Origin of the sequence: Streptosporangium amethystogenes subsp. fukuiense (assembly GCF_042665875.1) — a bacterium.
GTDB classification, from domain to species: domain Bacteria; phylum Actinomycetota; class Actinomycetes; order Streptosporangiales; family Streptosporangiaceae; genus Streptosporangium; species Streptosporangium fukuiense.
The window spans coordinates 5,747,051-5,771,938 of sequence record NZ_JBHTEE010000001.1; the positions used below are offsets into that span (position 1 = coordinate 5,747,051).

The 24,888-nt window shown below is 70.8% G+C and carries 21 protein-coding genes and 1 pseudogene; 9 read left to right on the forward strand and 13 right to left on the reverse strand.

All coding sequences use genetic code 11. From position 1 onward, the window contains the following. Positions 1-162: 162 nt before the first annotated feature. Positions 163-3,177, reverse strand: a complete 3,015-nt coding sequence (locus ACFQVD_RS24480; protein ID WP_343975373.1) for an AfsR/SARP family transcriptional regulator — start codon at positions 3,175-3,177, stop codon at positions 163-165. 134 nt (positions 3,178-3,311) lie between these two features. Here ACFQVD_RS24480 and ACFQVD_RS24485 point away from each other — a divergent pair, with 134 nt between their 5' ends. The 4 genes from ACFQVD_RS24485 (at position 3,312) to ACFQVD_RS24500 (ending at position 6,526) form a co-directional block, all read left to right on the forward strand. Beyond that, on the forward strand, positions 3,312-3,488 hold the full coding sequence (locus ACFQVD_RS24485) for a hypothetical protein (protein WP_343975370.1): 177 nt from the start codon (positions 3,312-3,314) through the stop codon (positions 3,486-3,488). A gap of 70 nt (positions 3,489-3,558) precedes the next feature. Further along, positions 3,559-4,095: a TlpA disulfide reductase family protein gene (locus ACFQVD_RS24490; RefSeq protein WP_343975367.1), complete on the forward strand. Its 537-nt coding sequence runs from the start codon at positions 3,559-3,561 to the stop codon at positions 4,093-4,095. Next, positions 4,092-5,933, forward strand: a complete 1,842-nt coding sequence (locus ACFQVD_RS24495; protein ID WP_343975364.1) for an ABC transporter ATP-binding protein — start codon at positions 4,092-4,094, stop codon at positions 5,931-5,933. Before ACFQVD_RS24490 ends, ACFQVD_RS24495 begins: the two co-directional genes overlap by 4 nt. Next, positions 5,930-6,526: a S26 family signal peptidase gene (locus ACFQVD_RS24500; protein ID WP_343975361.1), complete on the forward strand. Its 597-nt coding sequence runs from the start codon at positions 5,930-5,932 to the stop codon at positions 6,524-6,526. The genes ACFQVD_RS24495 and ACFQVD_RS24500 overlap by 4 nt, the downstream gene beginning before the upstream one ends. A gap of 81 nt (positions 6,527-6,607) precedes the next feature. On the opposite strand, the gene ACFQVD_RS24505 is transcribed toward ACFQVD_RS24500, so the two are convergent. The 9 genes from ACFQVD_RS24505 to ACFQVD_RS24545 form a co-directional block, all read right to left on the reverse strand. Continuing rightward, positions 6,608-6,919: a helix-turn-helix domain-containing protein gene (locus tag ACFQVD_RS24505; protein ID WP_343975358.1), complete on the reverse strand. Its 312-nt coding sequence runs from the start codon at positions 6,917-6,919 to the stop codon at positions 6,608-6,610. A 105-nt stretch (positions 6,920-7,024) separates the two neighbouring features. Then, a complete protein-coding gene (locus ACFQVD_RS24510) occupies positions 7,025-7,480 on the reverse strand; it encodes an Hsp20/alpha crystallin family protein (RefSeq protein ID WP_030907703.1) in 456 nt (151 codons plus the stop codon). Between the two features lie 247 nt (positions 7,481-7,727). Then, a complete protein-coding gene (locus tag ACFQVD_RS24515; protein WP_343975352.1) occupies positions 7,728-8,207 on the reverse strand; it encodes a TIGR00725 family protein in 480 nt (159 codons plus the stop codon). A 102-nt stretch (positions 8,208-8,309) separates the two neighbouring features. After that, positions 8,310-9,176 (reverse strand): aldo/keto reductase, encoded by an 867-nt coding sequence (locus ACFQVD_RS24520; protein WP_343975349.1) that lies wholly within the window; start codon positions 9,174-9,176, stop codon positions 8,310-8,312. 162 nt (positions 9,177-9,338) lie between these two features. Next, on the reverse strand, positions 9,339-12,278 hold the full coding sequence (locus ACFQVD_RS24525; RefSeq protein WP_343975346.1) for a glycoside hydrolase family 3 protein: 2,940 nt from the start codon (positions 12,276-12,278) through the stop codon (positions 9,339-9,341). Positions 12,279-12,360: 82 nt separating this feature from the next. Further along, positions 12,361-13,176 carry a carbohydrate ABC transporter permease gene (locus tag ACFQVD_RS24530; protein ID WP_343975343.1) on the reverse strand — a complete coding sequence of 272 codons (816 nt, stop codon included), beginning with the start codon at positions 13,174-13,176 and terminating at the stop codon, positions 12,361-12,363. Further along, complete coding sequence (locus ACFQVD_RS24535) at positions 13,173-14,051, reverse strand: carbohydrate ABC transporter permease (RefSeq protein WP_343975340.1); 879 nt, start codon at positions 14,049-14,051, stop codon at positions 13,173-13,175. The genes ACFQVD_RS24530 and ACFQVD_RS24535 overlap by 4 nt, the downstream gene beginning before the upstream one ends. Positions 14,052-14,132: 81 nt before the next feature. Further along, positions 14,133-15,437 (reverse strand): ABC transporter substrate-binding protein, encoded by a 1,305-nt coding sequence (locus ACFQVD_RS24540; protein WP_343975337.1) that lies wholly within the window; start codon positions 15,435-15,437, stop codon positions 14,133-14,135. Between the two features lie 9 nt (positions 15,438-15,446). Then, positions 15,447-17,735 (reverse strand): TIM-barrel domain-containing protein, encoded by a 2,289-nt coding sequence (locus tag ACFQVD_RS24545; RefSeq protein WP_343975334.1) that lies wholly within the window; start codon positions 17,733-17,735, stop codon positions 15,447-15,449. Between the two features lie 255 nt (positions 17,736-17,990). Between ACFQVD_RS24545 and ACFQVD_RS24550 the strand changes: the two genes are divergently transcribed. Continuing rightward, positions 17,991-20,045 carry a beta-galactosidase gene (locus ACFQVD_RS24550; RefSeq protein ID WP_343975331.1) on the forward strand — a complete coding sequence of 685 codons (2,055 nt, stop codon included), beginning with the start codon at positions 17,991-17,993 and terminating at the stop codon, positions 20,043-20,045. 8 nt (positions 20,046-20,053) lie between these two features. On the opposite strand, the gene ACFQVD_RS24555 is transcribed toward ACFQVD_RS24550, so the two are convergent. Both ACFQVD_RS24555 and ACFQVD_RS24560 read right to left on the reverse strand, forming a co-directional pair. After that, positions 20,054-20,440 (reverse strand): hypothetical protein, encoded by a 387-nt coding sequence (locus ACFQVD_RS24555; RefSeq protein ID WP_343975328.1) that lies wholly within the window; start codon positions 20,438-20,440, stop codon positions 20,054-20,056. 134 nt (positions 20,441-20,574) lie between these two features. Next, a complete protein-coding gene (locus ACFQVD_RS24560; protein WP_343975325.1) occupies positions 20,575-20,913 on the reverse strand; it encodes a hypothetical protein in 339 nt (112 codons plus the stop codon). Between the two features lie 160 nt (positions 20,914-21,073). Here ACFQVD_RS24560 and ACFQVD_RS24565 point away from each other — a divergent pair. The 4 genes and pseudogenes from ACFQVD_RS24565 to ACFQVD_RS24580 all read left to right on the forward strand — a co-directional run. Beyond that, positions 21,074-21,256, forward strand: a pseudogene (locus tag ACFQVD_RS24565) (integrase core domain-containing protein); the annotation flags it as partial. After that, the gene (locus tag ACFQVD_RS24570; RefSeq protein WP_343975322.1) at positions 21,257-21,655 is read left to right on the forward strand and encodes a hypothetical protein; all 399 of its coding nucleotides are present in this window, start codon (positions 21,257-21,259) and stop codon (positions 21,653-21,655) included. A 54-nt stretch (positions 21,656-21,709) separates the two neighbouring features. After that, positions 21,710-22,225: a SigE family RNA polymerase sigma factor gene (locus tag ACFQVD_RS24575; protein WP_343975319.1), complete on the forward strand. Its 516-nt coding sequence runs from the start codon at positions 21,710-21,712 to the stop codon at positions 22,223-22,225. Beyond that, positions 22,222-23,367, forward strand: a complete 1,146-nt coding sequence (locus ACFQVD_RS24580) for a hypothetical protein (RefSeq protein WP_343975316.1) — start codon at positions 22,222-22,224, stop codon at positions 23,365-23,367. Before ACFQVD_RS24575 ends, ACFQVD_RS24580 begins: the two co-directional genes overlap by 4 nt. Before the next feature lie 263 nt (positions 23,368-23,630). Here the strand turns inward: ACFQVD_RS24580 and ACFQVD_RS24585 are convergent, their stop codons facing one another. Next, positions 23,631-24,887, reverse strand: a complete 1,257-nt coding sequence (locus ACFQVD_RS24585) for a glycosyltransferase (protein ID WP_343975313.1) — start codon at positions 24,885-24,887, stop codon at positions 23,631-23,633. Position 24,888 lies beyond the last annotated feature (1 nt).

Here is a 24,888-nt window from a genome sequence, read left to right on the forward strand (position 1 = left end):
CGGCTGACCTCGTCCACGGTTTCCAGTACGACGCGGATCGAGCGCACGCCGAGGTGGACCGTCCCTGGCGATCGCAGCGCGGGAGCCCCCGTCCAACGCCACTTCACCAAGGGAGTGATCACCGGCGCCGTCAACGGATGACGGCGCGGTGTACCGGTGGGCTCACCGGCCGTCCGACGGATCCCCGAGCGACCGCGACAGCGCGTCCAGGCGGGCGGCCTCGGCCTCGTTGTCCAACTGCCGGTACTCCCGGCGGGCCTCCGCCAGGGTGCGGCGGGCGGCGGCGAGGTCGCCGCCCCGCGCGTAGACCTCGCCGAGCGCCCCGAGGGTGCGCGCCCTGCCGTAGGCGTTCTGCAGCCGCTCCCACAGATCCGCGGCGGCGAGCAGGCGGGTGACGCTCTGCCCGTGCCGTCCCTCCTCGCTCTCCAGCAGGCCGAGCCCGTGCAGCGCGACCGCCTGGCCGTGCTCGTAGTGGCAGGCGGAGCTGGCGGCCAGCGCCCGCTCCAGCGTCCGGCGGGCGTCGGGGTGGCCTCGGTCGGCGTAGAGCTGCCCGAGATGGGCGAGCATCTGCGCCTCCATCAGGGGGTCGGCGAAGGAGCGGGCCACCTCCACGGCCTGGCGGAGCTGTTCGGCCCCCTCGTCGAACCGGCCGAGCCGCTTGCAGATCATGCCGAGCAGGGCGCGCACCACGCACTCGTCACGCGGGCTGGCCAGTTCTTCGACGATCACCATGGCCTGCCGGGCATGGCCGAGCGCCTCGTCGTAGCGTCCCCGCTCGCTGTCGATGCTGCTGAACTGCTGCAGCACATGGAGCTCACCGAGCGGGTAGCCGCAGCTCCGGGCGATCTCGACGCTCTCCTGGAGCCGGGACAGGGCCCGCTCGTAGTCCCCCCGCAACCGGTGCGCGTCGCCGCAGAGGTACAGCGCGTCCGCCACGCCGCGCGGCTCGCCGAGCTCGCGGAAGATCCGGAGGGACGCGTCAGCCCACTCGATCTTGTCGTCAAGCACCGCTCCGGACTTACCGGAGTGCAGATCGGCCAGGTTGCGCAAGATGACCGCCTCGCCCAGGCGGTCGCCGGCCGCCCGGCAGGCGGCCAGCGCCAGCCGATGCGTGCGGATCCCCTCGGACGCGTCGCGCAGCTCGTAGAAGGTCTGGGCGGCGGCGGCCAGCCCCCACGCGTACCCCGTCTCCCCCGTCGCGGCCGACTGCCGCACCAGGGCGGCGAGCACCTGCCGTTCCACCTCGAACCAGGCGAACGGGTCGCTCACCGCGCTCTCGGCCGCGGCGGGACGCCAGCGGGGCGCGGCGGGACGCAACGCCGCCACGGTACGCGCGGGAAGCAGTTCGTCGGCCCTCTCGGCGAGCAGCAGCCACCCGCCGAACACCCGGGACAGGGCCGCCTCCCGGGTGTCCGCGTCGTCCTCCCGCTCCGCGCGGTGCCGGGCGAAGATCCGGATCAGGTCGTGCAGCCGGAACCGCGGCCGTCCCCCGAGGTCGGGGCCGATCTCGTCGACGAGGCGCGCGTCCACCAGGGAGAGTAGCCGGTCATCCGCGACCCGCTCCGGCGCACCGGTCAGCGCGGCGGCGGTCCAGGCCGGGAAATCAGGGACGTCGAGCAGCCCGAGCAGCCGGAACAGCCGGCGCTGCTCCCGGTCCAGGCCCGCGTAGGAGGTGCCGATGGCGGCCCGCACATCGAGGTCACCGGCCCGCAGCCGGTCCAGCCGCGACGTCTCGTCACGGAGTTCCTCCGCGACGGCGGACAGCCGCCATCCCGGTCGCGTCGCCGCGCGCGCCCCGGCGATCCGCACGGCCAGCGGCAGCTGACCACACAGCCCGACGATCTCCAGCGCGGCGCCGGGCTCCTCCCGGACCCGTCCGGCCGTCACGATCCTGGCGAACAGGTCGAGGGCCGCACCGGGCTCCAGCACGTCGAGATCCGCGAAGTAGGCGGACTCCAGGCCGAGCAGCCGCTTGCGGCTGGTCACCAGCACCGCGCAGCCGGCCGCCCCCGGCTGGACCGCTCTGACCTGCGCCTCGACCTCGGCGTTGTCGGCGAGCACCAGGACCCGCCGGTCCGCGAGCAGGCTGCGGTAGAGCTGGATCCGCTCGGTGAGCGGTTCGGGGACGGCGGGTCCCGGCACCCCGAGGGCACGCAGGAACTGCCCCAGCACCGCGCCGGATGTGGTCTGGCCGGTGAAGTCGGCGTACAGCTGGCCGTCGGGGTAGTTCCTCCTGAGCCGGTGCGCCAGCTGGACGGCCAGCGTGGTCTTCCCCACCCCCGCGCGGCCGGAGATCGCGATCGTGCGGAGCGCCCGGCTGTCGTCCGCGGTCAGTACCGCCGTCCAGTGCTCGATCTCCTTCTCCCGGCCGGTGAAGTCGGGCAGGCAGGGCGGGGTCTGCGCCGGGATCCGCCCCTGCCACACCGGGCGGCGCTCGTCGAGCAGGACCTGCTGGTGCACCCCGCACAGCTCGGGTCCGGGATCGACGCCGAGGTCCTCTCGCAGCAGCCGCCGGTGGTCGGCGAAGAACTTGAGCGCCTCCGGGCGCCTTCCCGCCAGGTGCAGGGCCCGGACGAGCAGGACGGCGAGGTCCTCCCGGTACGGGTGCTCCGCCACCAGGCCCATGAGCTCCTGCACGAGCTCCTCCGGCCGTCCCCGTTCGAGGTCGTCCTCCATCCGCCAGACGAGCGCCGCCAGCCTGCGCTCGTCGAGCCCGCCGGCGTAGGCGGCCGTCGAGGGCGTCACCGGCACATCCGCCAGCACCGGTCCGCGCCAGAGCGAGAGCGCCCGGCGCAGCAGCGGGGAGGCCCCGTCCGAGTCGCCCCGCGCGCGCAACCGGACCCCCTCGTCGCAGAGATCCTCGAAACAGGTCGCGTCGACGGCGTCGCGCCCGACGTTCAGCCGGTAACCACCGTGGCGGGACTGGACGACCTCGGCCCCGCGGTCGTCCAGCAGCCGCCGCAACGACATGACGTAGCCGCGCACCAACGTCCGGCACGAAGCGGGGGGCGCGTCCCCCCACAGCTCGTGGACCAGGTGGTCCACCGACACGTTCTGCCCGGCCCGTACGAGCAGCGCGGCCAGCACGCCGCGAACCTTGCTTCCGCCGGGTGACACCCAGCGGTCGCCGTCCCACACCTCCAGAGGCCCTAGGCAGCGGAACCTCGTCGATGTCAACCGATCTCCACTCAGCCGCGGCCTGAACAGAATCTCTACGCCATTTCTACGGCACTTCTACGGCGGAGGCCAATGATTCCAACGACCACCAAAGATCGGATCTGCGTTTCCGGAACGCACAGAGAGGAAGAGCTATGGTGCGATCGATCAGCGCCCTGGCCGACCGGCTGCTGAGCCGGCTGGTCCCCGCCGGGCACGCGGACGCCGCGTCCTGCTACTACGAGCAGTGTGGCGCCCGGCACTCCAGGTACTGCTGCTACTACCCCGACGACGGCGTGACCATCTGCGGCAGCTGCGTCTACCGGCCCTAGCCCGGATTTCGCTCCCGCCGGCCGGTACTCCCGCCGGCCGGCGGGCCACCTGTGGAGAGGAACGAACACGATGCCCTATCTGATCGCCGCCGTCGTCGTGCTGGGCGTGCTCTGCGGGCTGAACCTCATGCTGCTGCTCGCGGTGGTCCGGCGACTGAAGGAACACGCCCGCGTGCTGGCCGACCGGCCCGGGGCGGGCGGCGCGCGCCTGCCCGAGGCCGGATCGGCGGTCGGGCACTTCGACGCGCTGAGCACCGACGGCGAGGCGGTGTCCCGCCGCGCGCTCGAACCGGGCACCCTCGTCGGCTTCTTCTCACCCGGCTGCGGACCGTGCACGGAGAACCTGCCGAAGTTCACCGCGTACGCCGCGGCGCTGCCCGGCGGCCGGGACCAGGTGCTCGCGGTGATCGCCGGAGCCGACGACTCCGAGGAGATGCGGGTCGCGCTGGCCCGGGTCTCCCGGGTGGTCGTGGAGGCGCACGGAGGGCCGGTGGCCGCCGCCTTCGGGGTGAGCGCCTTTCCCACGTTCTGCGTCCTGGACGGCGAGAGCGTCATCACCGCGGCGGGATTCGACCTCTCGGCGCTGCCGAAGCCGATCACGGCATGACGGCACGGGGAGAGGGCCTGCGGTCGCGGCTGGGGGAACTCGGCGCCGCGCTGCGCCTGGGGTGGCAGGCGGCGCCCTGGCTGCTGCTGGGGTACACGGCGCTCACCGTGGCCACCGCGGCCGCACCGGTCGCGACCGCCTGGCTGACCAAGGTCGTGCTGGACGGGCTGACCGGCGAGAACGACCGCGTCATGACCGCGGCGATCGTCCTGGTCTCCGTCGGGGCGTTGACGCTCGCGATGCCGCACGCGCGCCGTTACCTGCGGGCGGAGCTGGGCCGCTCCATCGCGCTCCGCACCCAGGACCGGCTGTACACGACGGTGAACGGCTTCACCGGGCTGTCGCGGTTCGAGGACCCCGCCTTCCTGGACCGGTTGCGCCTGGCCGAGCAGGCCGCCCGGCACACGCCGGGCCAGATCGTCGAGGGCACGTTCGGCATCGCCCAGAGCGTGATCACGGTGCTCGGCTTCGTCGCCTCGCTCGCGGTGATCAGCCCGATCATCACCGTGGCCGTGCTCGGCGCCGCCGTGCCCACGCTGATCGCGGAGATCTCCCTCAGCCGCCGCCGTGCCCGGCTGATGTGGAACATCAGCCCCGTCGAACGCAGGGAGATCTTCTACGGCCGGTTGCTCGGCGACGTGCAGGCGGCCAAGGAGATCCGGCTCTTCGGGCTCGGCGACTTCCTCCGCGGGCGGATGCGGGCCGAGCGGCTGCGCGCGAACGGGCAGCACCGGCGGCTGGACCGCCGCGAGCTGATCATCCAGGCGGCGCTGAGCCTGGTGAGCGCGGGCACGGCGGGGGCCGGGCTGGTCATGGCGATCGGTGCGGCGCTGAACGGGTCGGGCACCGCGGGGGACATCTCCATGTTCGTGGTGGCGGTGGCCTCCGTGCAGACGTCGCTGACCTCCCTGGCCGAGCAGGCGGCCTACACCCACCAGGAGCTGCTGATGTTCGGCCACTACCTGGCCGTCGAGCGGCTGGGGCCCGACCTGCCGCCGCCGGCCCGGCCCCGGCGCCTTCCCCGGGCCGGCGACATCGAGCTGCGCGATGTCTGGTTCCGTTACAGCGAGGACCATCCGTGGATCCTGCGCGGGGTGGACCTGACCATCCCGCACGGGTCGACCGTGGCTCTGGTCGGCCTGAACGGGGCGGGGAAGAGCACGCTGGTGAAGCTCCTGTGCCGTTTCTACGAGCCGACGTCCGGCTCGATTCACTGGGGCGGGATCGATCTGCGGGACGTGCCCGCCGTCGATCTCAGGAAACGGCTGGGAGTGGTCTTCCAGGACTACATGTCCTACGACTTCACCGCCGCGGAGAACATCGGGCTCGGCGACCTGACCGCGATCGAGGACCGGGAGCGGATCGTGGCCGCCGCGGAGCGGGCGGGTGTCGACGACATCGTGCGGCGGCTGCCGCACGGGTACGACACCATGCTGAGCCGCACCTTCTTCATGGAGACGGACAGGGACGACCCGGTCACCGGGGTGGTCCTGTCCGGCGGACAGTGGCAGCGCCTGGCACTGGCCCGGGCGCTGCTCCGGGACGACTGCGACATGATGATCCTCGACGAGCCGAGCGCCGGGCTGGACGCCCAGGCCGAACACGAGATCCACCACCGGCTGCGGCTGCTACGGGCGGGCCGGACCAGCCTGCTCATCTCGCACCGGCTCGGCGCGGTTCGCGACGCGGACCTGATCGTGGTGCTGGAGGACGGGCGGATCGCCGAGCGGGGCGACCACCACGAGCTGTACCGGGCGGACGGCCCGTACGCGCGGCTGTTCCGTCTCCAGGCGGACGGTTACCGGGACGAGGTCGCCGCCACCGGGGCGGAGCCGTGACCGGGCCGCTCCTGGGCGTCCTCGCCACGGTGGTCCTGGCGGGCCTGCTCTGGATCCGGCGGCGCTTCCTCGTGGTGACGGTGCACGGGGTGAGCATGGAGCCCACCTACCGGGAGGGCGAGCGACTCCTGATCCGCCGGGCGTCCCTGGCGGCGGTCCGTCCGGGGCAGGTCGTGGTGATGACGGATCCGGTACCCCCCGGACAGTGGATCGTCAAGCGCGCGGCCGCCGTGCCCGGCGACCCGGTGCCCGAGGAGGTGGCGGCGGCCGCACGGGCCGCCCCCGGCGCACGGGTCCCGGCGGGCTGCCTGGTGCTGCTGGGCGACAACCCGGCCGCCAGCCTCGACTCTCGGAGGTTCGGTTACTTCTCCGGGGGGCGGCTGCTCGGTGTGGTGTCCCGCCGCCTGGGCGCCCATCGGGACGCCGATCCCCTGGTTCGGCGACCCCGCGGAACGCGAAGGCCGGGGAGCGAGAACGACCCGGCTCCCCCTGCCGGGCCTACCGGCCATCCCGCTGACGGTCTCCACCGCCGTCGGCCGCACCCGCGGCCGATCTCGTCCTTTCGTACTGACAGGGGCTACGAACCGGACTGAGCGCTCGGGAACCCCCGGCCGCGCCACCTCGTTCCCCGCGATCGAGGACGGTCGGGGGCCGAGCGGTCCCGCCCGGCCGGGTCACCGGTCCTCCCGGCGGGCGGCGCGCTCCCTGGCCAACTCCTCCCGCAGGTCGTTGACCTGCTGCTGCAGGACGAAGATCCGGCGTACCGCGGCGAGGGTCATGCCCTCGCCGATGAGCTGGATGGCGTCCTGGAGGTCGCCGATCTCGTGGCGGGTGTAGCGTCGCTGGCCGCCGCTGGAACGGGCGGGGCGGACCACGTCGTGCTCGTCGAGCCGGCGCAGGAACGCCTGCTCCACATTGAGCATGTCGGCGACCTGGCCGACGGAGTACAGCGGGGCGTGCTCGTCGTCGAAGGGCAACCTGACCATCACCGCTCCTTTCCTGTGGGGGACGACAGGTGTGTGAAACGCGCAGGGTGGGCACCGGAACCCGGCGCCCACCCCATGGAGATCCGACGGTCAGACCCTGCCCCCTCAGGCCTTGATCGATTTCTGGTCCGAGGTGTGCTCGGCCTTCTGGATCTCGACCTTGCGGGGCCTGGCCCGCTCGATGACCGGGATACGCACCGCCAGGACACCGTTGGAGTAGGCGGCGTCGATCTTGTCGCTGTCGAGGTGCTCGGACAGGTAGACGCGGCGGGTGAAGGTGCCCATCGGGCGCTCGCGGACGAACAGGCGGTCGTCCTGCCCGTACTCCTCCTCGCGGCCGGCGCTTACCGAGAGCACTCCACGGTCGACGGTCACCTCGATGGAGTCGGGGTCGATGCCCGGAAGGTCGAACTTCAGCAGGACGTCGTCCTTGCGGCGGACGCCGTCCAGCGGCATGGCCCCGCGCGCGGCGCCATCACTCGATCCGAACGCCTGGCGCGTGATCCGGTCGAACTGCCGGTCGAACTCCTGGATGAACGGGTCGATCGACGTCAGCAGCATCGGTAACCACCTCCATGTGAACAGGCAGGTACCTTCAAGCCTGCCTTCTCGAAAAGCTCTTAATGAAGTTATAGGTTACCGACAGGCCGATGCGCAAGTACCCTCGCGAAAATTCTCGGTCCCCTCCCTCGGGGCGCCGGGAAACCGGCCGGTCATCCCTGACGGCCACAGCGTGGCAGCCCGCCGCCGGTGGCCGCGGCGAAAGCACACCGGGCATGCCGCACGGCCGGGCAACGGTCCGGAGGAGTCAGTGGTCGGGCCAGAACCCGGTGGCCGCCAGCGCCTCCCGCGGGGACGAGACGTACCTGACACCGGCGACCGGACGCCCCGCACGGTCGAGCAGCCGCCAGCCGCCGAGCTGGACCACGGGGATCCGGCCGTGGCGCATCGCGAGCGCCAGTTCCGACAGGGTGCCCCACGATCCGCCGACGACGATCACCGCGTCACCCGAGTTGACGATGATGTTGTTTCGCGCCTCCCCGACGCCGGTCGGGATCACGATGGAAAGGTCCGGGCCGGCGTGCTCCCGGTCCGCTCGGGACAGGATGCCGACCACCATCCCGCCCGCCGAGCGGGCGCCGGACGCCACGGCGGCCATGACTCCGGTGTAACCGCCGCAGATCACCACCGCGCCGCGCTCCGCCAGCAGCCGGCCGATCTCACGGGCGTTGGACTCGTCCTCGCCGGTGCAGTCACGCGGACCGCAGACGGCCACCTGGATCGTCACGATGAGACCTTTCCACCGGGCGGCGACCACCGGCCCGGTCGCGCCCCGGCTTCACGACGTACGAGGACGGTCGCCGCCAGGAGCGCCGGCGGCATCCGTCTCTCAGGCCCCCTTGGACAGGGCCGCGAACTCGTCGTCGGTCAACTGGACGCCGGCGGCGGCGACGTTGTCCTCCAGGTGGGCGACCTTCGAGGTGCCGGGGATGGGAAGCATCACCGGGGAGCGCTTCAGCAGCCAGGCCAGGGCGAGCTGCGACGGGGTGGCGCCGTGTGCCCTGGCCGCCTCGGCGAGCGGGCCGCCCTCCTCGGCCAGCTTGCCGGTGGCGAGCGGGAACCACGGGATGAAGCCGATGCCGTTGGCCTCGGAGTACTCCAGCAGCGGCTCGGCGTCGCGGTGCGCGAGGTTGTAGAGGTTCTGCACCGAGACGATCCGCGCGAACTCACCCGCCGCCTCGACCTGCTCGACGCTGACCTCGCTGAGGCCGATGTGCCGGATCTTGCCCTCCTGCTGCAGCAGGGCGAGCTCCCCGACCTGGTCGGCGAGGGGCACCTTCGCGTCGATGCGGTGCAGCTGGAACAGGTCGATCCGCTCCACGCCGAGGTGGCGCAGGCTCAGCTCGGCCTGCTGGCGCAGGTACTCGGGGCGGCCGACCGGGCGCCAGTCGTCGGGGCCGGAGCGGGTGAGCCCCGCCTTGGTCGCGATGACCAGGTCCTCGGGGTAGGGGTGCAGCGCCTTCTTGATCAGCAGCTCGGAGACGAACGGGCCGTAGGAGTCGGCGGTGTCGATGAAGTTGACCCCCAGCTCGACGGCGCGGCGCAGCACGCGGACCGCCTCCTCGGGGTCGCTCGGCTCCCCCCACACTCCCTTCCCGGTGAGCTGCATCGCCCCGTACCCCAGGCGGTTGACCGTGAGGTCGCCCCCGATGGCGAACTGGCCCGACGCCTCGGCGGGACGTTCCGTACTCGTCATGGTGTACTCCTCAGGATTGATCGAAATCACGGTTCGAAACGGCCACAACGCAGCGCCTGGGCCGATGCTTCCCTGTTCAGCGCCCGTACCCGGAAAACCGCTTTCAACCACGTACGGCCCGCCCCCGGGAAGGAGCGGGCCGTGGCCGTGGCCGGAGCCGGATCAGCGGGTGAAGGCCACGTCCTTCACCCGCAGGGCGCCCCTGAAGACCAGGTAGACGTCCTGCCTACCCCGTACGCCGGTGACGGGGGCACCTGCGGTGGCCCAGGAGTAGATCCCGCCGGTGGCGGTCACCGGAACGGTTCCGGCGAGCCTGCCGGTCGGGGAGCCGAGCCGGATCTCGACCGAGGAGGCGGCACTCGCCGCGACCCCGAGCCGCACGCCGGTGACCCCGGCCCGGAAGTCCGCGTCCTTGAACGCGATCCACTCGCCCGCCGAGGCGCCGACCGCGTCACCGCGGACCTTGGTCTCGTCGACCAGCTCGACCCCCGCGTAGTCGTCGAAGTCGGCGGCCCGGGTGGCGGTGGTCAGGTCACGGGCGGGGATCCGCTCGCCGGCCACCTGGAGGGTGGCCCGCTGGTGGATCCGGTCCGACGACGAGCCGACCAGGACGTCGTGGGTGGACGGCTCCACCGCGAAACGCCCCCTGGTCACGTCCCACAGGGCCAGGTCCGCGGTCTTGAGCGAGAACCTCACCGTCTTCGACTCGCCGGGGGCCAGGCTCACCCGCTGGAAGCCGCGCAGCTGCTTGACCGGCTGCTCCACCCGGGAGGCGTGCTGGTGGGTGTAGAGCTGGACCACCTCGTCGCCCGCGCGCGACCCGGTGTTGGTCACCTTGACGCTCACCTCGTACCCGCCGCTCTTCGCGGTGGTCCTGAGGCCCTGGTAGCCGAACGTGGTGTAGCTCAGACCGTGGCCGAAGGCGTACAGCGGCCTGGCCTTGGAGTACAGGTAGGTCGCGCCGGTCTTGACGATGTCGTAGTCGAGGATGTCCGGCAGGGCGGCACCCTCCTTGGGCCAGGTCTGGGTGAGCCGGCCGGCCGGGTTGGCGTCGCCGTACAGCAGGTCGGCCAGCGCGTTGCCGGTCTCGGCTCCGGCGTGCGTGGTCCACAGGATCGCCGGGACCTTCTCCTGCAGCCGGTCGATCGTGGTCGGGTAGCTGTTCTCCAGCACGACCACGGTGTTCGGGTTGGCGGCGTGCACCGCCTCCACCAGCGCCCGCTGCCCCTCGGCGAGGCCGAGGTCGGTCCGGTCGTGGTCCTCCCGGCCGTTGATGAACGGCATGCTGCCGACCACGACCACCGCCGCGTCGGCACCCTTCGCCGCCGCGACCGCCTCGGCGATCCCGCTGCGCACGGTCTCCTTCTCGAAGCGGGTGGCGTCCTCGGCGACGGTCAGGCCGAGCGTGCCGTCGGCCGCGGCCTTGACGTACTTGTTCGGGCCGAACCAGTCGTAGGCGGTCTCGTAGCCGGCGTAGCGCAGCAGCGTCGTGCCGTCGGCCTGCGCCTCCAGCTTGAACTGCTCCTGGACGAACCAGCCGGTGGGCTGTTCCTGGTTGTTGACCAGGGTGGACCAGTTCGCCCGGCTGACGTACTTTCCGTTGGCGACGCTGCGCAGGGTGACGATCCCCTGGCCCCAGTCGAAGACGTCGAACTGCTCGGTCGCGCCCGCGGTGGTCGCCGAGAGCCTCAGGTCGGCGCCCGCCCCGGTGCCCGCGGTGAGGTACCTGCCGCCGGACCTCAGCGCGATCCGGTCGACGCCCTCGCTGGTGACGGCGGCGGCGGACCGCGCCCGGATCCCCTCCAGCGGGGTGACCCTGTAGGGCAGCCTGCCGGAGTACCAGTCGGTGTAGAGGGTGTCGGCCAGCGGGCCGACCACCGCGACCTTCTTGGCGGGGCTGAGCGGCAGGGTCTTCCCGGAGTTCTTCAGCAGCACCGCCGCCTCGGCCGCGGTCCGCCGGGCCAGCGCGCGGTGCGCGGGGCTGTCGACCACGTCCTTGGTGATCTTCCCGTACGGCCCGCCGTCCGGATCGAACTCGCCGAGCCGGAACCGGACGCCGAGGATGTTGCGTACCGCGGTGTCGATGTCGGCCTGGGTCAGCAGGCCGCGCGAGAGCGCCTCGTTGACCGCGGCCACCGTCGGGGCGGCGTTGGTGTCGTTCACCGTGAAGCTCTCCACCCCCGCCTTGAGCATGGCGGCGGCGGCCTCGGCCTGGGTGGCGAAGTAGCCCTGGGAGCCGGTGAGGTTGTTGGGCCCGCCGGCGTCGGAGACGTTGAACAGCGGCCTGTCGGTCCAGGTCCTGACCGTGGAGTTGAGGTCGGTGACCGTGGCGGGCCGCCCGTTGACCAGGTTGTAGGCGGTCATCACGCCGGTGGCCGCGCCCGCCCGCAGCGCGGTTCTGAACGCCGGGACGTCGTACTCGTTGAGGACGCGCGGGCGCAGGCCGGCGGAGGTCGTGTCGCGGCGGACCTCGTTGTTGTTGGCCAGGAAGTGCTTGAGCACCGGGGCCGCCCGCAGGTGGTCCGGGTCGTCGCCCTGGATGCCCGAGCCGTACGCGGTGGAGATCGCGCCGGTGAGCAGCGGGTCCTCGGAGTAGCCCTCCTCGTTGCGGCCCCAGCGAGGGTCGCGGAGCAGGTTGACCACCGGTGCCCAGAGCTGCAGGCCCCACAGCCGGGGGTTCTCCGCGTGATACCCCCTGGCCTCGTCGCCGACGGCGGCGCCGACCTTCTTGATCAGGTCGGGATTCCAGGTGCTGGCCAGGCCGACGGCCTGCGGGAACACGGTCCCCTCGGCGGTCACCACGCCGCCGCCGTTGTCGATGTCGGTGGACCAGGCGACGCCGTGCAGCGCCTCGGTGCCGGTCTTGAACAGCCCGATGCCCAGGCGGTCCACCGCGGGCTGGTACTGGTGGAGCCAGGAGATCTTCTCGGCCTGGGTGAGGCGGCCGAGCAGGTCGTCGACGCGCTGGTTCAGCGGGAGCGCGGGATCACGGAAGGGGTAGTCGTAGGCCGCGCGGGCCGGGGCCGCGCACAGCCCCAGGGTCAGGGCGGTCGCGGCCACGGCCGCGACCGCCCTGGTCGCCGCCTTGGTCGATAAGGACATCTCGCCTCCAGGTCAGGGGGAGTCGAAGAACTGCGGGTCTGGGACGCCGTCCGCCCCCGAGCGGCGTACGGCGTCCGGCGGCTCACTTGACGGCGCCCACGGTCACGCCGCGGGTCAGGGTCCGCTGGAAGATGAGGAAGAAGACGACCGCGGGCAGGATGCCGAGCAGCGCCGAGGCGCTGGACATCGTGGCGTCCATCATCTTGTCCCCCTGCAGCACCCCGAGGGCGACCGGAACCGTCTGGTTCTCGTTGGAGATGAGGAAGACCAGGGGCAGGAAGAACTCGTTCCAGGTCCAGATGAAGAAGAAGACGAGCAGCACGCTCAGTGTGGGCTTGCTGATCGGCACGACGATCCGCCACAGGGCCCGCCACTTGCCCGCCCCGTCCAGGGCCGCCGCCTCCAGGATCTCGTGCGGGAAGCGGCCGAGCACCGAGGAGAGCAGGTAGGTCCCGAAGGCGCTCTGGATCACCGTGAAGATGATGATCACCCCGAGCCTGGTGTCGTAGAGGCCGACCTGCTTGGCCAGGTAGTACAGCGGGTAGACCAGCGCCTCCTGCGGCAGCGTGTTGGCCACCAGGAAGACGACCAGGATCCACACCCGCCCGCGCACCCTGCCGATGCCGAGCGCGTAGGCGTTGAGCACCGACAGGACCGTCGCGAGCACGGCCACCGAGCCGCTGATCAGCAGGCTGTTCCAGAGCTTGCCGCCGAAGTCGACCCGGTTCCAGAAGTCGACGATCCCGTCGAGGTACAGCTCGCTCGGCAGGCTCAGCGGCCCGCCCGAGGAGTAGTCGGCCGGTGACTTGACCGCGTTGAGCGTGACGATCACGAACGGCACCAGCATCACGACGGCCAGCACGACCAGCGAGACCAGGACCGAGTACTTCCGGATCATGATTCCCTGTCCTGAACCCGCAGGAAGAAGACCGTCACCGCGATGATCACCAGGGTGAGCACGGTGGCGATCGCCGCCCCGTAGCCGACGTTGGCCTTCTCGAAGAAGTTCTGGTAGCTGAAGTAGGAGGGCACGAGCGTGGCACCGCCGGGGCCGCCCCTGGTCAGTACGAAGATCGGCCCAAAGACCTTGAGCGCGGCGATCGTGCAGGTCAGCAGGACCACGTAGATCTCCGGCCGGATCTGCGGGATGGTGATGTGCCAGAACCGCCGCCACCACGAGGCGCCGTCCATCTCGGCGGCCTCGTACAGCGCGGGGTCGACCCGCTGCAGCCCGGACATGAAGATCACCACCGGGTAGCCGATCTGGAACCAGACCATGATCACCATGACGCTCGGCAGCGCCCAGTCCGGGTCCCCCAGCCAGTTCCTCGGCTCCATCCCCAGCAGCCCGAGCAACTCGTTGAGCGCCCCGAACCTGGGATGCATGATCCAGCCCCAGACGATCCCGGCCACCGCGACCGGCAGCACCTGCGGCAGGTAGTACGCGGCCCGCAGCACGCCGGCCGCGCGGGGGCCGACCTTCTTGCCCACGTAGTCGAAGAGCGTGGCGGCCAGGACGAGCCCGATGAGCGTCGGGACGATCGCCATCGCCACGATGAGCGCGACGTTGTTGCGGAAGGAGGACCAGAACCGCTCGTCGGCGAGGAGCCGGGTGTAGTTCTCCAGCCCGATCCACCTCGGGTCGCCGATCCCCTGCCAGCGGGTGAAGCCGATGCCGACGTTCATCAGGAACGGCACGACGATGACCGCGGTGAAGAGCACGGCGCTCGGCAGCAGGAACACCAGGTACCCGCGGTCACGAGACCTCGGCATCGGAGGTCTCCTTTCTCTGTGCTGTACGGGGGGTGTGCCGTGCCGCTCGGCTCCCACGGCGGCACGGCACGGATCGTGGGGTCAGTTGCCGATGTCGGCGAGATTCTCCTGGTACGGAGCGGCGATCTCGTCCAGCACCGCGTCGGGGGTCTTGGTGCCGTTGATGAGGTTCTGCACGCCCGCCACCAGCACGTCGTAGTAGCCGGGCGCCGGCCAGTCGGGGTAGAAGGCCAGCCCGTCGGAGGCCGAGAGCGTGTTGAAGTTCTCGATCAGCTCCTTGCTCTTCTCATCGGTGATCGCGGCCGTGTCGGCGGCCACCGGGATGCCGCCGGAGTTGCCGAGCAGGTTCTGGATGTCCTTCTTCATGGTGATGTCGATGAAGTCGTAGGCGAGGTCCTTGTTCTTGGCGTTCTCCGGGACGACCCAGACGTTGCCGCTCGACCCGGCGCTCATCGTGTTGCCCGGCCAGAGGAACGAGCCCCACTCGAAGTCCTTGACGTCGCTGACGAGGCGGCCGTACCACCAGCTGCCGGAGACCAGGATCGGGTACTTGCCGCCGATGAAGGAGACGCCCATGTCCTCGGCCTTGATGGCGGCGGAGTCCGCCTCGATGTAGCCCTTCTTGACCCAGTCCGCGAAGGTGTCGGCCGCGTACCTGAACTCCGGCCCCTTGAAGTCGACCTTGCCCTTGTAGAGCTGGAAGGCGTCCACCCAGGAGCGCTGCGCCTTGCTCAGCGCGAGCTGGTAGAAGATCTGCTGCGCGGGGTACTCGGCGCCGCCGACCGCGATGGGGGTGGTCCCCGCCTTGACGAACGTGTCGAGGGCGGCGGTGAACTCCTCGTAGGTGGTGGGCACCTCGACGCCCGCCTTCTTGAAGGCGTCCTTGTTGTAGTAGACCATCACGTACTCGGCGTAGTTCGGGACGCCGTACCACTTGCCCGCGCCCATCACGCCGCGCTCGTCGTACCTGGCGGTGGTCTGGATCGAGGGGCTGAGCAGCTTGTCCCAGCCCCGCTTGGTCACCTCGGGGGTGAGGTCGGTGAGCAGTCCCTGCTTGGAGAGCAGCCCCGCCGTGGCGTTGCCCTTGTTGTACTCCATGACGTCGGGGGCCTCGTCCGAGTTGAGGATCATGCCCGCGGACTGGCGGATCTGCTCGAACGCCTTCTCCTCGAACTTCACCGTCACGTTCGGGTGGGTGGCCTCGAACTGCTTGACGGCCTCGGCCCACGCCTTGCCCATCGCGCTGTCGGCGCCCTCGTAGTGCCAGAGCTTCAGGACGCGGGGGCCGTCCGCGGCGGGCTTGTCCGCCGCCTGCTCGGTGCCGCCGCAGGCGGCGAGCGCCGCGAGCGCCGCCACCGTGGCGACACCGACTCTCAGGTTGAACATGGTCTTCTCCTAGATGGTGGTGATGACGATCGGGACGCCGGCCCCCACCAGCTCGACCCCCGCGATCCGCGCGCTCCCCGAGACGGTCACCCGCAGGCCCTCGCCCTCGGGAAGCGCGGTGATCGTGGTGTCCCCGTCGTGGTCGGAGATCGTGGTGCTGCTCTCGCCCACGCCGTAGGCGACCAGGGTGATCTCCCCGAACGGCCCGTCCCCGACGGCGACACCGGGCTCGGCGAGGACGGGAATGATCGCGCCGTACCTGACGAACAGCGGGATGCGGTCCAGCGGCGTGGCGACCGTGACGTACCTGCCGCCGTCCAGCACCTCGCCGGTCCAGTGGTCCACCCACCGCCCGGCCGGCAGGTAGACCTTCCTGACCTGCTCGGGCGAGGTCATCGGCGCCACCAGCAGGTCACGGCCGAGCAGGTACTCCAGGTCCGCCTGCCAGGCCACCGGGTCGTCGGGATAGTCGACGCAGAGCGCCCGCATCATCGGCGCCCCGGTCGCGGCGGCCTCGACGGCGGCCGTGTAGATGTACGGCATCAGCCGGTAGCGCAGCCTCAGCGCCTCGACCGCCTCCGCCTCCACCTCGGGGAACTCCCACGGCTCCCGGCTGGTGGTGCCGTGCAGGCGCAGCAGCGGGGAGAACGCGCCGAACTGGGTCCACCTGACGTACAGGTCGTCGGTGGGGCGGCCGGTGAACCCGCCCGCGTCGTGGCTCCAGAACGGGATGCCGGACAGGCCGTGTGCCAGCCCGCCACGGAGCGTGCTGCCCATCGCCGGGTAGCCGGTGTAGGTGTCGCCGCTCCACTGCGCCGAGTGCCGCTGCCCGCCGAGGAACGACGAGCGCGCCCAGACCATGCCGTGCCCGGCGATCTCGCGGGTCACCTCGGAGACCGCGTCGTTGAAGAGCAGCGTGTAGACGTTGTGCAGGTCGGTGCCCGACATGCCGTTGGCCGCGACCGCGTCGCGCGGCACCCCCTCGGCGAAGTCGGTCTTGAAGACCTGGACGCCCTGTTCGAGCAGCGGGCGGAGCAGTCCCTGGAACCACTCGGTGGCGGCCGGGTTGGTGAAGTCGACGATGCCGCAGGCCGGGTAGGAGCCGTGCCAGCAGTCGGCCACATAGACCTCACCATCAGGCTTTTTCAGGAAATATCCGTTCTCGGCCGCTTCCGGGAAGACAGGGCTGAGATGGGAGATGTACGGGTTCATCCACAGGCAGACCTTGAACCCCATCTCCTTCAGCTCGGCCAGCATGCCGTTGGGGTCGGGGAAGCCGCCCGCGTCCCAGCGCAGGTCGGACCAGTGCCCGTCGGTCTGCCAGTAGGTGTCCAGGTGGAGCACGTCGCACGGGATGCCGCGCTCGCGGATCCGCCGCGCCCTGGCCATCACCCGCTCCTGGGTGTCGACGAAGAACCCCGAGGAGATCCAGGTGCCGAACGCCCACTTCGGCGGGAGCAGCGGCGCGCAGGTCAGCAGGTCGAACCGGCCGAGCACCTCGGACGGGGTGGGCCCGGCGATCACGTAGTAGTCGATCAGGTCGTCCGGGACCACGATCTGCACGCAGCTGTGCGTGGTCTGGCAGACGTCGAACTCCACCGGCGTCCCGCTGTCCACCAGCACGCCGTAGCCCCTGCTGGACAGGTAGAACGGAACGTTCTTGTACGCCCGCTGCGACTCGGCGCCGAACGCGTCGAAGTTCCACATGACCGGCCGCTGGCCGCGTTTGTCGAGCCGGGTGAACGACTCGCCGAACCCGCTGAACGCCTCGTCGGCGGGGGCGGCGAAGCTCTCGTGGTAGCCGACCACCGCACCGTTCGAACTGGAGCGGCCGAACGGCAGCGTGCGCAACCGGCCGCTGATGTCGGTGTGCCCCCGGTCCTGCTCCAGCAGCGGCGCCCCGCTCGCGTCGGTGAACCTCAGGTGCCAGGGCGCCAGGGTGATCTCCGCGCGCAGTGAGCCCGCGTCCAGCAGGATCGTGCCGTCCCCGCTCTCCACCCGCGCCCCGGCGAACTCGCCCGGCGTGACCATGGAGATCGCGGCGGCCGACCGGGTCCGCGCGTCCGCGTCCTGGCCGAGCCGGACCCGGATCACGCCCTCGCCCGCCACGCTCACCTGGACCAGCAGCGTCTCCTCGGCGGAGGTCACCGCCTTCAGGATCACCCCGGCCGCGTCCGAGGCGACCGGTTCCGCCGAGATCAGCGCCGACAGGCCCTCCTCGCCGTGCGACCGGACGGGCAGCTCCGGCGGATCGGCGACGAAGTACTCGTGCGCCACCAGGGGTGGACGGTAAGGCATGGGAACTCCAGCGCTCGGCTACCTGTTGCGGAATTAGTTTTGCGTCCAAACCAACAAACGTCAATGCCCTCACCTGCCCGGCACCGGCCGGGAGGGCCGCCCCAGGAACGGACACGCCCCGCCGGCAGCCCACGGAGGCGCGCGGCTCGCGAGGATCGAGCGTGAGACGGACTCGACCCGCAGCAGCTCGGCAGAAGGACACGCGGCTTGAGCCAGGCCCCCCACCTGTGGATAATTAGTTTAGATTCCATCCAAATGAGGGAGCTGCCGGTGGACTGGCCCCGAGGGTTCGGCGGGCTGTGTTACGGCGGGGACTACAACCCCGAGCAGTGGCCGGAGGAGGTCTGGAAGGAGGACGTCGAACTGATGCGGCGGGCCGGGGTCAACCTGGTCAGCCTCGGGGTGTTCTCCTGGGCGCGACTGGAGCCCACACCGGGCGCCTACGACTTCGGCTGGCTCGACCGCGTCCTCGACCTGCTGCACGAGGGCGGAATCGGGGTCGACCTGGCCACCCCGACCGCCTCCCCGCCCCCATGGTTCGGCCTCGCCCATCCCGACGCCCGCACCGTCACCCCCGACGGCACCCGGCTCACCCACGGCAGCCGCGACACCTACTGCGTGCACTCCCCCGCCTACCGCGCCGCCTCCGTCGGAATCGCCGGTACGCTCGCCGAGCGCTACCGCGACCACCCGGCGCTCGCCATGTGGCACGTGCACAACGAGTACGGCACCGTCTGCCACTGCGACCACGCCGCCGATGCGTTCAGGGTCTGGCTACGGTCGCGGCACGGCACCCTGGGGGCGCTGAACGACGCCTGGACCACCTCGTTCTGGAGCCAGCACTACTCCGCCTGGGAGCAGATCACCCCGCCCCGTGCCACCCAGTACCTGCCCAACCCCGCCCAGGTCCTGGACTTCCGGCGGTTCGTCTCCGACGCGATGCTCGACCACTTCCGCGAGCAGAAGGCGGTGCTGCGCGAACTCACCCCGGACGTCCCGGTCACCACGAACTTCGTGCTCGGCGACTGGGTCCCGGTGAACCAGCGGCACTGGGCCGCGGAGGTCGACCTGGTGGCGATCGACCACTACCCGTCCGCCGATCCACCGGCCGAGACCGCCTTCGCCGCCGACCTGGCCCGCGGCTGGGCCTCGGGGAAACCCTGGCTGCTGATGGAGCAGGCGGTGGTCACCTACACCGGCCCCCGGATGCTCGCCAAGCGGCCCGGCGAGATCACCCGGCTGAGCCTGTCGCACATCGCGCGGGGGTCGCGGGGAGCGATGTTCTTCCAGTGGCGGGCCTCCCGGGGCGGCGCCGAACTCTGGCACGCGGGCATGGTGCCGCACGCCGGACCGGACTCGCGGATCTTCCGCGAGATCTGCGACCTGGGCGCGCTGCTGCCCACGCTGCAGGACGCCTGCGCGGCCCCCGTCGAGGCCGGGGCCGCGATCCTCTGGGACGTCGAGGCGAACTGGGCGCTCCAGGCCCCCGGCCTGCCCTCCACCGAGCTGAACCACACCGAGGCGGTACGCCAGGCGCACCGGGTGCTCTACCGGCACGGCGTCACCGCCGACCTCGTGCACCCCTCCGCCGACCTGTCGGCGTACCCGCTCGTCCTCGTCCCGAGCCTCTACCTCATCTGTGACGCCGACGCCGAGAACCTGCGCCGCTACGTCGCGGGCGGCGGCACCCTGGTGGTCTCCTACCTCAGCGGCGTCGCCGACGAGCACGCCCGCGTCCGCCTCGGCGGCTACCCCGGCGCCCTCCGCGACCTCCTGGGCATCAGGGTCGAGGAGTTCCACCCACTCCCCCCGGACATCGCCCTCACCCTCTCCACCCCGCCGCCGAACGGATCCGGCCCGCACCCGGCCGCCCCCGTACCCACCGAGGCCAGAACCTCGGCGCGCATCCCCGACCAGGCCGAAACCCCCACGCGGTCCCGCCCCGGAGCCGACACCTTCGCCTCCGACCAAGCGGAGACCTGCACCTTCTGGAGCGAGCACGTACACCTGGAGGGTGCCGAGGCCCTGGCCGTCTACACCGGCCCGCATGCCTCCGGCACCCCGCTCTCCGGCCGACCCGCCATCACCCGCCACCCGTACGGCTCCGGCACGGCCCTCTACATCTCCACCCGCCTGACCGACGCCGCCTACGCCCGCCTGCTGGGCCTGTCCCCCACCCCCGTGGAACTCGTCCAACGCGGCGACTGGCTCTTCGCCATCAACCACGGCGACGAGGAACACGAGGTGGACGGCCTGCGTCTACCTCCCGGTGGTTTCGCCGTACGACTGCACGATGCCTCGAAGCCCTAACCCCGGGATCACCCGGCGATGCAGCCGTTCTCCCAGATCATCCGCGGTCGGTCGGCGGCGGCCTTGGCGACGTCCTGGCCTGAGCGGCTCCCCTCAGCCGTGACGGGGAGCCGTTCGATTCGCGGTCGGCCGTCGATGTGGTGCCGCTTCCAGCACGACGCCAGATCGGTCGTGGCCAGCACCTGCGCCGCCGCCTTGAAGGGGGCCCGGTAGGCCGGAATCTCCTCCAAGGACCCAGTCGAAGCGGCGTAGACGAAGCCGGAACCGGCGGCGGTGATCCGCCTCAGCCGTTCGTCCCCGGTGCTGGGCGCGACGACGAAGACGGTCGCCAGGCCCGACATGCGGCTCGGTGAGGTCGTGAAGGAGAGCCGGCTCGCCCTCCACGTCTGGGACATCGGCTCGGAGGATCGGCCTTGAACCGGGGCACCTTCCTGTACCGGCTGCGGCTTTCTGCCTCCCGCACGAGCAAAGGGCGCCGCCCACCAACGTGACAGGTGGGCGGCGCGCTCTGTGGGACGCGAGGCGGGGATCAGCAGTCGGCGACGCCGCTCGGTGCCTGCACGCCGGCATAGAGCTGTGCGCGGCTGTATGCGCCAACCCACTCGCAGGGGCCGTCAGGCCACAGATCGGCCACAGCGCGCATCTTTTTCGCCTGACCGCAGGCGTTGTAGACCTTCGCGTACCAGTAGATGCCGTCCTTCTTGATCGCCCCCTCGTAGGCGCCGCAGCCCATGATCTGAACATCGTCCGACGTCGACGCTGCGGAAGCTCCGGCCAGCGGGGACACGAGCAGGGCTCCGGCGAACACCGCGGCCATTGCCGTCCGGAACAGCTTCCTGCGCTTCGTCGCGGTCCGTGATGAGGTCATCGAGTTTCCTTTCGGTCTGCCGAATGACTATCTGTCAGAAAGATCATCAGGACGATTCGGATTTTCGGGAACCTGGAGGCTTCAAGGGTGCGAGAAACAACACCTGCCGACTCCGGAGTGTGACGCCGCCCACCGACGTCACAGACTCGCGCTGCCGGGGATCGATCGGTCCCGTTCACGGCCGTGTGTGTCCAACGACAACCCGTACTCGGAAGCGCGGTTCAAGACACTTAAGTACTGTCCAGCTTTTTCTGGAACGTTCGGGTCCATCGAAGACGCAGGCGTCTTTTGCGACCGGTTTTTCCAGTATTGCAATAACGAGCATCGTCATTCCGGTATCGGAATGCACACCCCGGCGTCCGTGCACGACGGCTCCGTGGTCAAGATCCACGCCCAGCGGGTCGCCACCCTGAACGCGGCCTTCCTGGCCCACCCCGAGCGGTTCCGCGGCCGTCCGCCCTGCCCGCCGCCGCCAACCCAGGTGACGACATGGAACACCGACTGCGGCACCGACAACAGCCCCCGTACCTGCACCCTCGCGTGGTTCCACGACGGCGGGATGGTCACCGGGTTCCGGCCAGAGGTCGCCGAACGGGATCTCGCAGCCATCCGCACCGACTACGCCGCCCACCTGACCGGCGTCCAGGGAAAGGCGAGCAGCGGCGCCATGCCGCCTGGCAAGCAGATGCGTCTCCACCTGGCAGAACGCTCGATCAGCAGCTACGCCGCCGTGGATCGCTGAACTTTTCGGCGTTCGCTTCCAACCTTCGCCCCCTCGGCGGAGTTGTTTAATCGCATGGACCGCTATGAGGGGTTCCAGGAGTTCGTGTACGCCCGCCAGCAGTCGCTGATGCGGACCGCATACCTGCTCACTGGAGACGCCCACCTCGCCGAAGACCTGTTACAGACGGTCCTCACCAGGGTCGCCTCCCGCTGGCCCAGGATCGCCGGAAACGGCAACGTCGAGGCTTACGCCCGCAAGGCGCTGATCAATCAGCACCTGTCATGGCGCAGACGGAGAGCCGTTGAACTGCCGAGCGCCACACTGCCCGAACACGGCCGGTCGCACGACGAGTCGACCGTACGCCGCCTGGCCCTGCGTCAGGCACTCGGCAGGCTGACCCCGCGCCAGCGGGCAGTACTCGTGCTGCGTTTCTTCGAGGACCGCACCGAACACGAGACCGCCCGGCTCATGGGCTGCTCGCTCGGCACGGTCAAGAGCCAGACCCACCACGCTCTGTCGCGCCTGCGCGTCCTGGCCCCCGAACTGGCCGACCTGCTCGCCGACGTGCCGACGGAGGTGCACCGATGAACCTGCTCCGCGACGAACTACACCGGATCGCCGACGAAGCCCCCCAGATCGACCTGGCCGAGCGTGCCCTCAAGGGCGCCAGGCACAGGCGTGCCATCACCCTGGCGCTGGTCGTGGCCACCGCCGTGGCGATGCTGACGGGCGGCGTGGTCACCGTGGTCACCGTGGTCAACGGCGGCCTACGCGGCGAAGGACCCATCGTACTGACGCCCGTCCCCGAGGTCGTCCCCGCGTTGCCGAAGAAGGGCGTCGGACCGCTGGCCCGCGCCTACACCCACCTCTGCCCGCCTCCCACGATCGACGATACGAACTGTGCCGGCGGCCGGTGGCGGGTGGTCACCACCTCCGGAGTGACCTACGAGCTCACCGCCGCCCTGGGCCTCAGAAACGTGGGCAAGGAGGTCCTGCTCGGTCCGGTGGCGATCACCCAGAACGGCCGGCGGATCGCCTACTACAGCGAGAAACAGCAGACCATCGAGGTACGCGACCTGCGAAGCGGCCGAATCTGGAAGGCGCCGCTCACGATCTCCAAGGACGACCTCGACGGTGAGAACTTCCTACGCCTGTCTCCCGACGGCCTGCACCTGATCTACACGAACTTCGGCGGCAGACCCAGGCCGTACAGCGTCCTGATCGACATCGCGGGAGGTGAGACGAGCGCGTTGAACGGCGACTGGTTCCCGGTGAGCGTCGGCGACGGCGGCAGCCCGGTCACGCTGGTGAGGCCGTACGACAGCACCACCCGGATCCGGGTCCTGGGCAACGAACCGGTCACCGTCAAGGACTTCACCTACAGCTTCAGCGCCCTCGGCCCGGACGGGCGCACCCTGGCCAGAATCGGCTCGCCCCGGGGCCGCGACGCCAAGCCGACGCCCAAGCGCCCACGGACGATCGTCACGATCGATGCCGTCAGCGGTCGCGAGAACCCCGAGGTGACGCCCCAGGGCATCCCTGAAGAGCTGAGCCCCTCCCACCTGGGCGGCTGGGTGAGCCACACCGAGGTGACCCTGCTCGCCGTACCCGCACTCCCCGGCTCGGGCACGCCGACGCTGTACTCGGTGAACGTCCACACCGGCAAGACCAGACAGCTGCGAACATTCGACTCCGAAATCACCGGTGTCCTACCGGGACTGATCGGCTGAACCACATCGAGGGGTCCGGGTGACGGCCCCGGTCATCCACCACCACTGACCTAGGCAGAACTCGACCTCTGGCGAACCACCGCTGGTGGTGGGTGATGGGCTGCATGGCCACTCGAAGCACGCACCGTACGATCGGCTGATCGGCACCTGCCCGGAGCACCTGATGCGGGCCCTGACGATCGGGGGTGTGTTCGCCTCGCCGTCGCTGCGCTGGGCCGACCCGCGCACACCTGCTGGCCGGGGCGCGCCTCTGGTCCGGCCTGTCATCCTGGTCGGCGGCCGGGCCCGTGGGCCCGGAGCTGATTCACCGCCTCGACGACGGGCGCCGCGCCGTCCTCTGCCGAGACCCGGACCGAGAGGGCCTGGGCTCGCTGCCGGTAGGCCGGGTCGGTGACCGCTGTGGTGAGCGCGGCGGCCAGCCGTGCGGGCGTCAGGCGGCGAAACGGGATCGCGGCCGGAGCCACGCCGAGTGCCATCAGCCTGGACGCCCAGAACGGCTGGTCGTACATGACCGGCACGGCCACGGCGGGCACCCCCGCCCGCACCCCGCTCCCGGTAGTGCCACTGCCGCAGTGGTGGGCGACGGCGGCCAACCGGGGGAACAACCAGTCGTGCGGCACGTCGCCGACCGCCAGCACATCGTCCGAGATGTGTCCCCGCAGGCCGGTCTGCAACACGCCACGCAACCCGGCCCGCCGCAGCGCGTGCACGGCCAGCTCCGTGTACTGCTCGGCCCGCGCGCCCGCCAGGCTGCCGAAGCCGACGAAGACCGGTGTGGGCCCCGACGTCAGGAAGTCGCGCAGCACCGGATCCGGCTGCCAGCCCCGCGGCCGGTGCGGCCACCAGTAGCCGGTGACCTCCAGCCCCGGCCGCCAGTCGGCCGGGCGCGGCACCACCAGCGGGCTGACCCCGTGGAAGACCGGCCAGCGCGTGCTCTCCCGGCGCCGGTAGAGGGCGCGCGGGGTCATCGGGGGCAGCTCCAGCCGGGCCCGCATCTTCGTGCTCAACCCGGCGAGCATCGGGCCGGCGGCGGGCAACTCGAACGCGAGCCGGGCCGCCCTGCGGTTCCCCCACCGCCCGAGCGACCGCTGGAACAGGCTCATGACCGGTGGAAAGTCCCCCGTGGGGTCGATCGGCTGCAGGTGCACCCCCATGCTCGGCACGCCCATAGCCTCGGCGACGTGATAGCCCAGCGCACCCGCCACGCCCAGCAGGAGCAGGTCGGCATCCTGCTCGGCAATCTGGGTCAGGCCGCCCATAAGCTGCTCGCTGTATTCCCTGAACGCGCTGATGGAGAAGCGGCCGGTCAGCGCGGTGAGCGGGTCTCCGGGAAGTGGCAGATACTCCAGGCCCGCGTCGGTCACCAGCTCCGCGTACGGCTTGTGCGCGGCGATCGTCACCTCATGCCCGGCCTCGCGTAGCCGCACCCCCAGCCCCGTGTACGGCGCCACGTCCCCGCGCGTGCCGACTCCGATGATCAGAACCCGCATCCTGACCCCCTCGCCGTCTCCGTTTGTCATA